Here is a 13,351-nt window from a genome sequence, read left to right on the forward strand (position 1 = left end):
CGCCTCAATAGGCCAGGGACAGCGCGATGTGCGGCCGCCCGAAGCGGTTCTCGCCGCTGTTGGTGTCGCGCAGTTGGAAGCCCCAGTCGAGCTTCAGCGTCGCGTAAGGCGGCAGGCTGTAGCGCAGCCCCGGCCCGACGCTGGCCAGCACGGTGTGGCGGTCGTCGCCGGCCACGCGGTGGCGCTGGCTGACCACGCCGTAGTCGGCGAACACCAGCCCCTGCAGGCTGTCCCCCAGGTCGCGCTCGCCGAACAGGCGGGCGAGGCTGACCTCGGGCGAGCGCAGCTCGGTCGACAGCAGGATGCCCTGGTCGCCCAGAACCTCCGACTCCGCGTAGCCGCGCACGCTGGCGCTGCCGCCCAGGCTGAGCTGCTCCGACGACAGCAGGTTGGCGCTGGAGATCTGGCCCTGCGCCCGGACGATCCAGGAGAGATCCTCCGGCAGCCTGGTCACCCGGTCGAGCCCGACCCGCGCGTAGCCGTAGCGCGCGTCGGCCCCGGCCCGGCTGGTGCGGAACACGTCGTCGCTGTTGTGGCCGCCGATGCCGCCGGGGCTGTAGACCAGGCTGGCGTTGAGCGCCGTCGCCCCCCAGCCATCGGCCAGCGAGGCGTCGTAGGCGGCCACCGCCTGGGCGATGTCGGTGCTGCTGCGGAACACCGAGGTTCCGCCGAAATCGAGGTTGTTGTTCGACCGCTTCCAGTCCACCCCGACCTGGACGCCCTGGCGCAGCGTGCCGGCGTCGAGCGTCCATTTGGGCAGCGGCACCGCGTAGCGCGCCGAAAGCTGCGACGAGCGCCCGGTCTGGTCGAAGCCGCTGCCCAGATCGGGGCGCGTCTCGGTGTAACTGCCGAAGAAGGTCAGCGTGTGGCGCCAGGGCAGCGGGATCGACCAGCTTCCGGCGTGGGTGACCGAGCGCGGGTCGCCGCTGGGACCGCGCAGGCCGCGGTCCAGCGTGTCGGGGCTGACCGAGAGCTGGTAGGAGATCTGCTGGTCCGCGAGGAAGGCGTTGCCCCAGTTGAAACCGGCGAACAGGCGGTCGCGGCCGGTGGCGGCGGTGCCGGTGTTCTCGTAGCCGGCGAAGACGCGGACCGGCACGCGGTCGGCGGTGCGCAGCACGACGTCGCTGGTGCCGGCCTCCTGCCCGCGCTGGTAGACGAGGTCGGTGTGGCGGAACGGATTGCGGTTCAGCCAGTCGATGTCGTCCAGCAGCTCGCTGGCGCGGATGCGGTCGCCGGGCTTGGCGCGCACCTGGGACAGCAGCAGCCCGTCGCTGAACCACTGGTTGCCCTCGGCGGCGACCGAGCCGACGCGGAACTCGACGACGGCGATCTGGACGCTGCCGGACGTCACGTCCTGCTCGGGCACGACGACGTCGACCAGCGGGCGGTCGTGCTCGCGGAACCACAGGACGGTGGCGCGGCTGATCGCGTTCAGGCCGTCGAAGGTCAGCGGCTTGCCGAGATAAGGCTCCAGCAGCGCGCGGAAGGCCGGGTCGTCGAGCAGGTCGAGCCCGACGGACGCGACGCCGCCGACATCGGTGCCGCCGCGCTTGACCATGGCGCCGCCGGGCACGAAGAGCAGCCCCTTCAGCGCCGGGGTGACGAGCTGGTCGCCGGGCGGCAGGGCCGGACCCGGCGCCGGCAGGGCGGGGGCTTCGGCCGGCGGGTTGGGCGGCAGTTCCTTGGGCGCCACGCGCTCCCAGTCCTGGGCGCCCGCCGGGCCGGCGGACAGGCCGAGCAGGAGCGCCAGGACGGAGACGGAGGCGGTGGCGAGGGCCGGCTTCGCGGCCGGCGTGAGGAGAGGCGAGCGGATCATTGGACGGTCTTCTCGTCGGCGGCTTGCCCGGAGGTGGCGGAGGCGTCGCCGTCGGCAACGATGGAAAGGGCGGGCCGCTCGTCGGCCCGGAAGGTGGAGAAGCTCGACGCGCCGGCCATGGCGCCGCCGCCCTCGCCGACGGTCCGGGCGGAGCCGCCGCCGGGGGAGACGTTCGGGCCGCCGCCCGGCACGCTGTTGGCGGCCGGCTGGCTGTAGACGACCTGGAAGCCGCCGGCGCTGACCGACGCCTCGACCCGGCCGGCCGGGGCGCTGGTCGCGCCGCCGCTGGTGGTGGAGGCCGGCGCCACCTGGACGGTGACGATTCCGCCCTCGGTCCGGCCTTCGGCGCGGGCGCCGGACCCCGACGCTCCCGAGGCCGGGGCGGTGGGGGACGGCGCGGCGCTCACGAAGGAGGTCGCCGGGGCGACGATCACGCCGCCGCTGGCGGTGCCGGGAGAGGTCGTGCCGACGGCGGCGGTGCCGCCGATGACCGTCGTCGTCGGCACCGTGACGATGGTCGGCGGGACCGGCGGGACCGGCGGGGCCGGCGGCGCCACCACCACGGGCGGCGAGACGACGACCGGCGGAACGGTCGGCGGGGAGACCACCACGGGGGGAGACACCACCACCGGCGGCGTCACCACCACGGGAGGAGACACCACCACGGGGGGAGACACCACCACGGGCGGCGACACGACGACCGGCGGCTCGACCACCGGCGGGGAGACCACCACGGGGGGAGACACCACCACCGGCGGCGAGACGACGACCGGCGGTTCGACCGGCGGGGAGACCACCACCGGCGGCGTCACCGGAGGCGGAGGCGGCGGGGGCGGGGGCGGGGGCGGAGGTGGAGGCGGGGGCGGCGGGGGCGGCGACGCGACGGGGCCGTAGATCACCTGATCGCCGGTTTCGGTGACCGAGGCCGGGGCGTAGGTTGCGTAGGTCTGGCCGGTGATCACGCCCGCCGTCAGGCCGCCCAGGGTGGTCGTGGCCTCGTCGGCGGAATAGATCAGAAAGCGTCCGCTGGCGGCGCTGAGCGTCGCCGGACCGGCGTTGTTGAAGACGCCGTTGTCGGCGGCCAGCACCAGCGCGTTGCCGATGCCCGACGCGGTCAGGGCGCCGCCGTTCAGCACGATGCCGCTGCCGGCGGTCGGCCCCTGGTTGAGGACGCTGATCGTGCTGGCGGTGACGGTATCCAGCGTGATGTTGCCCGACGCGCTGTTGGTCTTGCCGGTGCCGGCGCGCAGTTCGATCGACACGGCGCCGGTCCCGGCGTTCAGCGTGGTGCCGCCGGCCATGGTGATGGCGGCGTCCCCGGTCTCACGCTGGGAATCGATGACGCCGCTGGCCAGCAGATCGTTGGCGATCAGCGTCAGGTCGCCGTCGTCGGTGGTGATGTCGGCGTTGAGCAGGATCGAGCGGCCGGCCTGGAGCGTCAGCGCCCCGCCCATGCCGAGCAGGTTGTTCGCCGTGATCGCGTTGTTGACGGTGATGTCGTTGTTCGCCTGCAGGATCACGGCGGTGCCGGTGTTGAGCACGCTGGTGATGCGCGACGGGTCGATGGTCACCGACTGGTCGGGGCTCATGTTGTAGCCCAGCGTCGCCGTCGTCGCCGGCAGCATCACATAGATCCGCCCGCCGACACCGTCACGGTACGCCGGGAGGAACACCGTGCCGTGGGTGGTGACGACTCCGTAACCGTAGCCGACCTGGCCGCCGGCCTGGGTTCCGAGGAGGCTGTTGGCCGACGAGATCGCACCGGTCACGCCGGCCGTTCCATCGCCCCAGGTCAGCGCACCCGCTTTCGTCAGCGTGCCGTTGGACCAATTGTAGCTGCCGACCAGATAGTTGCCATCGGAGAGCACGGTGATGGAGGTGCCGATGCCGTCATTGGACGAACTGCCGACCAGACTGTTGCTGGACGAAACCACGCCGGTGACCCCGGCGGTGCCGCTGCCCCAGGTCACCGCACCCGCCGACGTCGCCGTGCCGTTGCTCCATCCCAGGGACTGGACCAGATAATTGCCGTTCGGGAGAGTGGTGAAGGTTTGCCCGACCTTGTCGTTGGCGGAGGAACCGGCCAGACTGTTGCTGGACGACACCACCCCGGTGACCCCGGCGGTGCCGTTGCCCCAAGTCAGCGCACCCGCCGACGCCGCCGTGCCGTTGCTCCATCCCGAGGACACCACCAGATAGTTGCCGTTGGCCAGAAGCTTGTAGTCACCGCCGACCTTGTCGTTGGTGGAGGAGCCGACCAGGCTGTTGCTGGACGACACCACCCCGGTGACGCCGGCAGAGGCGCTGCCCCAGGTCACCGCCCCCGCCGACGTCGCCGTGCCGTTCCGCCAGGAAGGGCTCCTGACGAGATAATTGCCGTTTGCGAGCACCAAGATGTTGCTGTCGCCGACTTTGTCGTTGGGGGAGGAGCCGACGAGGCTGTTGCTCGACGACAGGGTGCCGGAGACCGGCCCGGTTCCGCTGCCCCAGAACACCGCCCCCGCCGAGGTCGCCGTGCCGTTCGCCCAGCGCTTCGCGGAGATCAGGTAAGCCCCGTTGGCGAGGGTGGTCACCGGCGCGTACACAGTATCGCCGAGGTTATCCCACGCCTTGCTTCCCACCAGGCTGTTGGCGGGTGAGATCACGCCGGTCGCCCCGACCGTGCCGTCGCCCCACGCGATCAGGCCGGCATAGGACGCCGTGCCATTCGACCAGTTGGGGGCGGCCACCAGATAATTGCCGTTCGACAGGGCATAAATGGCGCTTCCGAAGCCATCCTTTGCGGCGCTCCCCACCCAACTGTTGGCCGCCGAGATCGTGCCGGTCACCGCAGCCGTGCCGCTGCTCCAGGTCACCGCGCCGGCAGAGGTCGCGGTGCCGTTGGCCCAGCCTGGGCTTCCGATCACATAGTTGCCGTTGGTCAGGATCTGGACGGAAGCGCCGACCAACTCGCCGGCGGCTGTCCCAACCAGGCTGTTGGCCGCCGAGATCGTGCCGGACACCCCGGTGGTGCCATCGCCCCAGGTGAGCGCGCCCGCCGAGGTCGCGGTGCCGTTGCTCCATTGCGGGTTGGTGAGCACATAGTTCCCGTTTCCCAACAACACAAAGCTCTGCCCGATCAGGTCGTTGGCGGACGATCCCACCAGACTGTTGCTCGACGAAACCACGCCGGTCACCCCGGCCGTGCCGTCGCCCCAGGCCATCATGCCTGCGAAAGTCGCGGTGCCGCTGTTCCAGCCGGAGGACCGAACCAGATAGTTGCCGTTGGCCAGGGGCACGACATCGCCGACCCTGTCGCCGGTGGACGACCCCACCAGACTGTTGCTGGACGACACCACGCCGGTCACCCCGGCCGTGCCGTCGCCCCAGGTCACCGCACCCGCCGAAGCGGCGGCGCCGTTGGTCCAGTAGGTGGATGACACCACGTAATGGCCATTGCTCAGCTGCTTTGTTTGATTGTAGCCGACCCTGTCGCCGGCGGAGGCTCCCACCAGACTGTTGCTGGACGACACCAAGCCGGTCACCCCGGCCGTGCCGTTGCCCCAGGTCACCGCACCCGCAAGGGTTGCGGTTCCGTTGTTCCATGACGGGCTGCGCACCACGTAATTGCCGTTGGCGAGCTGGTCGACATAGAAGCCGACGCTGTCGTTCGGAGTGCTGCCGACAAGGCTGTTGGCGCTGGACACCGTACCGGTGATGCCGACCGTGCCGTCGACCCAGGTGGCTGCCCCCCGCCCGCCCGACCATCCGTTGGACTGGACCACATAGTTGCCGTTGCCGAGCGCCAGGACGGTGGTTCCGATCATCTCGTCGGTCGCCGTCCCGACCAGGCTGTTGGCGGCGGACACGACGCCGCCAACGCCCGTCACGCCGCTGCCCCAGGTCACGAAGCCGGCTTTGGAAACCGTGCCGTTTTTCCAGCTGGCCTTGTAGACGAGGAAATTGCCGTTGGACAGCGTCACGACCTGCTCGGTGCTGTTGCCGATCGCGTCGCCGGCGGCGGCGCCGGTCAGCGTGCTGATCAGCGCCCCGGTCAAGCCGTTGTAGAGATAGATCGCGCCGGCGTTGGTTCCGGCGAAATCGTCGCCCTTCGCCCCCACGACGACGTTGCCGTTGGACAGGGCCTTGGTGAGGTAGCCGAAGTCATTGCCGGCGTTGGGGTTGGGGTCGTTGATCTGGAAAAGGGGAAGGCCCGCCGCCGTGGTGCTGACGACGATGTTCTTGGGGTCGAGCAGCAGCGAGCCGGCGATGCCGTAGGGGGCGGAGGCGTCGCCCATCCCCGCGAAGGTCAGCGTGTCGTGCGACGACACCTCGATCAGCCCGCCGTCGCCGCCCCGCGCGCCGGCCCGCGCCGAGGCGCTGCCGTAATAATCGGTGGCGCTCTCCGACCACACGATGATCCGCCCGCCGTCGCCCGCCACGCCCGTGGCGTCGGCCCGCAGTGCCGTCGTCGGGCTGATCCGGGTGGTCGCCGCCTTCGGCATGGCGCCCGAACCCTGGTAGTCGCCGCCGACGCGGATCGACCCGCCCTTGTCGCCGCCCGAGGCGTCGGCCGTGGCGTCCACCAGCGTGATCGCCCCGGCGAACAGATCGACCGAGCCGCCGGTCTCGCCGCCCACCGCATCGTGCCGGCCCGACGAGAACAGGGTGGAGTCCGACTGGGTACCGGCGATCGACACCGCGCCGCCGCGGCTGGTGCCGCGCGCCGACAGGGTGGAATTGGACGGCGCGACGTAGGCCTTGCCGAACGCGACCGCCACCGTGCCGCCCGCCCCGGCGCTGCCGTTCGCCGACACCCGCCCCTGGTTCGACACCCGGTTGCCGCGCACCGTCACCGAACCGCCGCGCCCCCCGTCGGCCGCCAGCGTGCCGGTGTGCATCACCAGTCCGCCGACGTCCGCCGCGGCGGACGCCGTCACCTCGATGCGCCCGCCGTCGCCGGCGGCGGTCTTCGCCTCCACCGTGCCGGCGGTGCTGACGTTGCCGCCCGCCGCCGACAGCACCACCCGGCCGCCGCGCGTCTCCACCCCGGTGGCGCGGATCAGCCCGCCGTTGTTGCCGGCCAGCGCGTAGACGTTGCCGCCCGCCGCCTTCAGCTCCGCCGTCGCCGCCTCGACCAGCCCGGAGGTCTCCACCGAGCCGCCGGCGGTGCCGACCCGCACCAGCACGCGCTCGCCGTCGGCACCGCCCTCGCTCAGCAGAACCTCGGTGCCGGACGCCAGCGCCGCCGTTCCCCTGGGCGCGCTGACCTGTCCCTTGTTGACCACGTTGCGGGCGATCAGCACCACGTCGCCGCCGGTCGAACTGATCTTGCCGAGGTTGGTGACGCTGCCGCCGCTCTCTCCCTTGAACAGCAGGCTGCCGCCGGCCATGAAATGCTCGTTCACCACGTCCAGCGTCGAGGCGACGAAGCTGCCGCCGGTCACCACCACGCCGCTCTCGCCGATCACCACGCCCTGCGGGTTGACCAGATAGAGCGAGCCGGTGGCCTTCAGCGTGCCGAGGATCTGCGACAGGTTGCCGCCGGTGACCCGGTTCAGCGTCGCGCCGGCGCCGTTGTTGACCTGGACCGTGCCGCCCTGGCCGATCGAGAAGTCCTTCCAGTTGATGACGCCGCGCGCCGTCGTCTGGTCGATGGTCATCACCGCGCCGGACTGGCCGATGCGGCCGGCACCCGCGGCGAAGGCGCCGTCGACCGGCAGCATGGGGGTTTGCGCCTGGGCCAGCCCCATGGTCACGGGAAGCATGGCGGCCGTCGACAGCAGAATCGCCCGGAACATTCCTACACCCATCGCTCACGCACCTTTCCGCAAAATCCCGGCTTCGCCGGCCGCCACAGGCTGGCAGCAGCACCCGATCCCCGCCCGCCGCGAAGGGCGGGCGCAGGCATAAATTGTCGATTCGGTGATCGAGACGCCCTGTCCGGAGCGCCGATGCGTCGGCATTCCGTCAGGCGCTGATCTCACAAGGTCAACATACAACAGCGCTCAAGGTCATATCACCAATTAAATCAAACATCACTGGAAGTAAAGCCTGTCATATCTTTCGAATCTTTCTTATGTTTCCAATCTTTCATTAAGATTTTATTGTGGGGTTGTCTATGGAGCTGAGTAATTCGCAAAATCTGTATTCTGATCTTCCTGGTGCCCGCGATGCACGGTGGTCAGGGAGCCTTTCGAATTTTGTGATTCCCGGCGTTCCATCCGACCATCGACACGGACAAGCCGACGGCGACGGGGGGATCCGGACATCCGGGCCGGGGTGTCGGGTTGCCCGGCCGGTCGACGAACCGCCGCCGGTCCCGGTCACGGCGCGGCCTGCCGCCGTGATCGTCAGATTTGAACCGGCACCACGAAGGCGTAGCCGCGGCCGCGCACCGTGCGCAGCGGCAGCACTTCGCCCGTCTCCAGCTCGACCTTCCGCCGCAGGCGATGCATCAGGAGATCCAGGCCGCGGGGGTCCATCTCCAGATGGTCGGCCAGCGTCTGGCGGTCGACGACGGCGTCCGGCGTCTCGAAGAACAGCGACAGCAGACGGAACTCCGCTCCGCTGAGGGAAACCCCGCCGCCTCCGGGCGCAACCAACCGCCAGCGCGCGGTGTCCAACTGCCAGGAGCGGACGGGGGCGGAGGCATCCGCCTGTTCCCGCGCTCCCGCCCAGCGGCGCATGACCGAGCCGATGGCGGCTTCCAGCTCGCGCATGTCCAGCGGCTTGGTCAGATAGATGTCCGCCCCGGCGTTCAGGCCGAGGATGCGGTCCTCGACCCGGCCGCGTGCGGTGATCATGATGATCCCGGTTCTGCCGGCGGCCATCAGCCGTCGCGCGATCAGCACGCCGTCCTCCTTCGGCAGCCCGAGGTCGAGCAGGATCACGTCGGGTTGCCGGACCGCCAGCGCCTCGTCCATCGCACGGCCGTTCGCGGCGGCCCGCACCGTCATGCCGCGCGCCTGAAGATAGGCGACGACCTCCTCGCACAGGTCCGCATGATCCTCCACGATCAGCACGTCCGGAATCATCGTCATCTCTCCGTTCTTCCCGTCCGTCATGCCGCACCGTTCCAGGCCGGGCCATCCAGCCCGCTTTCGAGGAGGGGAACGGCACGGTCGTCCGCTTCGATCATGCTCTGCAACGGCAGGCGGATGGTGAACACGGCGCCGCCCTCGGGCCTGTTCCTGATGCCGACCGTGCCGCCATGGGCCGTCACGATGTGGCGGGTCAGGTAAAGCCCGAGTCCGGCTCCCGGCACCCCCTCCACGTTGGAACAGCGGTAGTATTTCTCGAAGACGCGGCCGCATTCATCGGCCGGAACGCCCTGTCCCCGGTCGGCGACCGTGACCACCGCGTCGTCCCCGCTCCGCTTCAGCGTGACCTCGATGGCGCTGCCCGGCGGGGAGTACTTGACCGCGTTCTCCATCAGGTTGGACAGGGCCATGCCGAGAAGCTGCCCGTCGCCGGCCGTCTTCGGGAGGGTTTCGGTGACGGTCGTGAAGACGTGCTGGGGGGCCGCCGCCTTCGCCGCGTCGACGGCCTTGCACACCAGGAAGACCGGATCGAGCAGGCTGGTGCGCAGCAGCAGGCCGGCGCCCTCGATCCGGTCGTCGAGCAGGCAGGCGTCGATCATCCCGTTCATATGGCTGACGGCCCGCCGGATGCGGGCCAGCCGCGGTTCGCGCGCCGGGTCCGCTTCGGCCTCCAGCTGCAGGAACTGGGTGGCCGTGCTGATGACCGCCAGCGGGGTGCGGAACTCGTGGCTGACCATGGCGAGGAACTGGCGCTGCGCGTCGCGCGCCGCCCGCTCCAGCCCGGCGGCGGCCTCCGCCATCTCCTTCGCCTTGACCAGTTCCTGTTCGAGCTGCCGGCGCCGGCTGATGTCGTTGATGGCCAGCAGCGACGCCGGCTGGCCGCGGTAATCGATGGCGACCATCGACGCCAACGCCCAGAACTGGTTGCCGGCGCCGTCCCGCATCGCGACCTCGGCGTTCTCGACGAAGCCGTCGCGGTCCAGCGCGGCGGCCAGCCGGTCGCCGTCCTCCGGGACCTGATAGATGGTCCGGATGTCCGGCATGGCCTCGTTTTCCCCGCCGACCAGCAGCTCCCGCATCCGGCGGTTGGTGTAGAGGGGAATCGAGCGGGCCGTCTGGAACACGACGATCGGCATCGGCGCCGCCTCCAGGATCTGGCGGAGCTGCGCCTCGCGGGCGCTCAGCAGGGCGTTGGCCCGGTCGACATCCGCCGTGCGGGCCGCCACCCGCTCGGCCAGTTCCTCCTCGTTGCGGCGCAGGGCGACGACCAGGGCCCGCTGCGCCTCGTCCTTTTCGATCCGCAGCAGGCGCAACTGCGCCGCCAGCATCGCGGCGAAGAACAGCATCTCCACGATGGGCGCGTAGACCGGCAGGAAATAGGCGAATCCGGTGAAAGGCAGGGCGCCGGCGTTGCGCAGCGCCGCCACGACGTTGCCGGCCACCAGCGCCAGCCAGCCGAAGATCATGTAGCCCGCCGGCCGGTGCCCCATCAACCGGGACTGGACGCTGGCGACCACGCCGGTCGCCAGGATCAGCAGCGCCAGATTGCGGGGGCCGAACAGATTGAACGTGTAATCCCCTTCCGGGAGGAAAACATTATAGGTCACCAGCAGGATCAGCCCGAGGAGGACCGGCACCCCCGCCACCGGCACCACCCAGCGGGGATGGCGTCGCAAGGGCAGCATGGAGAACAGGAAGGCGATCCCGAAGAGTCCGGAGCCGACCAGCCAGACGAAGGGGTTGTTGGTGCCGATCGGCAGATGCCCGCCCCACATCAGCTTGTCCAACCCGTTCATCGCCATGATGTGGGCGGTGGAGGCCAGCGCCGAACCGGCGTACAGCAGCATCGGCAGGCTGGGCATCACCGCCGCCAGCAGCAGCGCCCCCAGGCCGAGCAGGGCGGCGACCGCCGTCAGGATCGTGTGCGCATAGATCCTGGGCTGCTCGGCGACGGCGAGGGCATCGGGCTGCCACAGGGCGAGCGGCACCGCGATGGGACCACTGGTGATGGCGCGGAACCACAGCGTGTGGCGGCCGGCCGGCAGGTCGAACGTCGCCGTATGCCGCCAAGCCCGCAAAGGCTCCGTGACATGGTCATCGCCCATGACGGCGACCGGCGCCTCCACCCACGACCCCCACACCTCCAGCCGCTCGAAGTTCGGGATGTCGAGCACCAGGACATAGCGGCCGGCGGCGGCCGGCAGAACGACGATCTCGGAGCGCAGCCACACCGCGTCGGCGGTGAAGCCCAGGCTGACACGGCCCGACCAGGGGTTGGAGCCGGCGAACAGCGTGGGGTCAACGCGGATGTCGGCAACGGTCGTTCGGGAGCCGGGATCGTTCAGCACCCCGTCGAACGCCAAATCCACCCGCCTGCTCCCGTCGACCAGGACGGGGGACGCGCCCGCCGCACCGGCGAACAGCAGGATCAGCAAAGCCGGAACACACGACAGCAGGCGGCCTGCCCTGACCGCTTGGCGGAGATCCTGCGTCATCCCCCGCCACACCCTGCGAAACCTTCCATCACCTGGTCCGGCATTTTGTGGTCGTGGCTTCCCGGTATTGATCTCGGCTCGGTGTTCAGACCCGCCTTCGGTCAAGGATCCCACGGCTTCTCAATCTCCCGGGCGCCAACTCGTCATCGTCCGAACAGGCGCTGCTCTCGCGGCATCATCCTGTGGCAAATATCATAAAATCAACATCGATTAAAGTCAGTGCCAACGGCAAAATCTTTCGCATCTTTCAGATATTTCGAATCTTTCCATGGCAATTGCTTTGCAGGAGGCGTCATCGCTTGGAAAATATGGAAGAAAAGCGGCCGTATGCTGGGCTGATTCCGAGCGGCGTGGGGCAGTTGGATCCTTGACCGGGTGCGAAACAGCGTGTGCCTGGAGAACGCCTTATTCCCAAACAGGGCATTCCCGTGCCGATTGATGTCAGAATCCCGGCCAATTCACAGCCTCGCACCAGAATTTGCAGATCAAATCTTTCATGCCTGTAACCTGTTGAACTTATATGCTTTTATAACGTCATTTACCACTATGAACGTTCAGGTTGGGCTCATTTGACGCTGAAGGCTTTCAATGAAATTTTTCAGGAGAAAGCGACACGTGGAAAGATGGGGCGGTTCAAACCGGACCTATCCGCCTACACATGCTGAAGGTTTGCCAATTCCCGGCGCGTTGGCTCACACAACTCGGCGTTGAGGCTCGGCAATGGTCGGCATCGATATCGAAGCCGTGGTCGCCACCTGATTATCCCATGACGGCCGGTCTGGCGGATCCACCGGGGTGAGGCGCGTTCCCAACGCGGTGTCGAACGCGCCCGGCTCTTTCGTGACGCTGGGGGGCGACTGCCGGCGAGATACGACGCAATGTCACATGGCCGCCTGAAGCCATCTCGCTGCTTGCGCTCGCCACATTGGCATCTTCATTCTTCAGACCACACTATTTGCGGGATGGATGTCGGAGATATTCTCCCGCATCATGGTCGCCACCCTGCGGCCCTTCGCCGCCGCGCCTGCAATGATCGCCTCCCGCCTTGGTGCGACGGACCGGCGCGGCTTGGCGAAGCGGATGGGTTCCCCGACAGACACTTGACAGGGAGATGACCTGACATGCGCTTGATGGCTTCCATGGCCGTTGCGTTGTGCCTCTTGTCCGCCGTGGCGCAGGCCGGTCCTGTGCGGGTGTGGGCGACCTACGGCGAGGACAAGGTGCTCCAGGACGACGTGAACGGGGAGGACCGGCCGACCAGAAGACCCAAGCCTTGCGCGTCGCGCGCCGACCTCTGGTGCGACGACGGCGTCCATCTGTTCGGGATGGGCAACGAGGTGGTCCCTTTCCAATTGGTCGTCGCCGCTCCCGACGAGGACAGGCGGATCACCGCCGTCTCCTTCCAGTTGCTGGCGGCGGACGACGGTCGAACCGTCCTGAACGGCAAACCGGCCGCGTGTCCGGGCGACGGCGATTGTTCGGGACTGTGGGGTTGGCAGGACCGGCAAATCGAACTTTTCCTCGTTCACTACCCCGGATCATTCATGAGCGCTCTGACCGGGCCGACGGGGGCGCGTCAATGGGTGGCGCCAGGAGCGCGACATGACGGGGTTGGAGGGTTGCGGGGACGGGTTTGTTCGGGGGCCCGTCGCCCCGGCAATCACGGCGGCAGCTTGGCGGCGCGGGCGGCCAGCATCGCAAGGCTTTCCTGGTAGGGGAAGCTGGACGGGAGGGAGACCTTGATGCGGGTCACCATCTCGGTGACGCGCCCAGCGACCTTGATGAGCCCGAGACGCAGGGTGTCGAACTGGGCGTCACGCCAGAACGACGCCTTCGGCGCCAAGCCGCGCAAGGTGTGCATAAGCCAGTAGGCGGCGGTGTGAATCAGCAGGCGGAACTGGTTGGCCGTGGCCTTGCTGCACGAGGTCCGGTCGGAGGCGAGGTGCAGCTTGTGCGCCTTGATCCGGTTCTCCATCTGGCCGCGGGCGCAGTAGATGGTTTCGTACAGTGCCTTGGGC

Annotated in this window: 6 protein-coding genes; 1 reads left to right on the top strand and 5 read right to left on the bottom strand. The window is 68.9% G+C overall.

The genetic code is table 11. The features are described 5' to 3' along the window. Nucleotides 1-4: 4 nt before the first annotated feature. From J2847_RS29520 to J2847_RS29535, 4 genes are all read right to left on the bottom strand, one after another. A complete protein-coding gene (locus J2847_RS29520) occupies nucleotides 5-1,816 on the bottom strand; it encodes a ShlB/FhaC/HecB family hemolysin secretion/activation protein (protein WP_209782318.1) in 1,812 nt (603 codons plus the stop codon). Then, nucleotides 1,813-7,596 (bottom strand): beta strand repeat-containing protein, encoded by a 5,784-nt coding sequence (locus J2847_RS29525; protein ID WP_209782319.1) that lies wholly within the window; start codon nucleotides 7,594-7,596, stop codon nucleotides 1,813-1,815. The genes J2847_RS29520 and J2847_RS29525 overlap by 4 nt, the downstream gene beginning before the upstream one ends. A gap of 552 nt (nucleotides 7,597-8,148) precedes the next feature. Beyond that, the gene (locus tag J2847_RS29530; RefSeq protein ID WP_209782320.1) at nucleotides 8,149-8,838 is read right to left on the bottom strand and encodes a response regulator transcription factor; all 690 of its coding nucleotides are present in this window, start codon (nucleotides 8,836-8,838) and stop codon (nucleotides 8,149-8,151) included. A gap of 20 nt (nucleotides 8,839-8,858) precedes the next feature. After that, a complete protein-coding gene (locus J2847_RS29535; RefSeq protein ID WP_209782321.1) occupies nucleotides 8,859-11,333 on the bottom strand; it encodes a sensor histidine kinase in 2,475 nt (824 codons plus the stop codon). 1,121 nt (nucleotides 11,334-12,454) lie between these two features. On the opposite strand from J2847_RS29535, the gene J2847_RS29540 reads away from it, so the two are divergent. Further along, nucleotides 12,455-13,048: a hypothetical protein gene (locus tag J2847_RS29540; RefSeq protein ID WP_209782322.1), complete on the top strand. Its 594-nt coding sequence runs from the start codon at nucleotides 12,455-12,457 to the stop codon at nucleotides 13,046-13,048. Here J2847_RS29540 and J2847_RS29545 read toward each other — a convergent pair. After that, on the bottom strand, nucleotides 12,994-13,351 hold a 358-nt coding region (locus J2847_RS29545), incomplete at its 5' end, for a transposase (RefSeq protein ID WP_209782323.1). The two genes, J2847_RS29540 and J2847_RS29545, sit on opposite strands and share 55 nt — an antisense overlap.

Origin of the sequence: Azospirillum agricola, from assembly GCF_017876095.1 — a bacterium.
In the GTDB taxonomy this organism is placed as follows: domain Bacteria; phylum Pseudomonadota; class Alphaproteobacteria; order Azospirillales; family Azospirillaceae; genus Azospirillum; species Azospirillum agricola.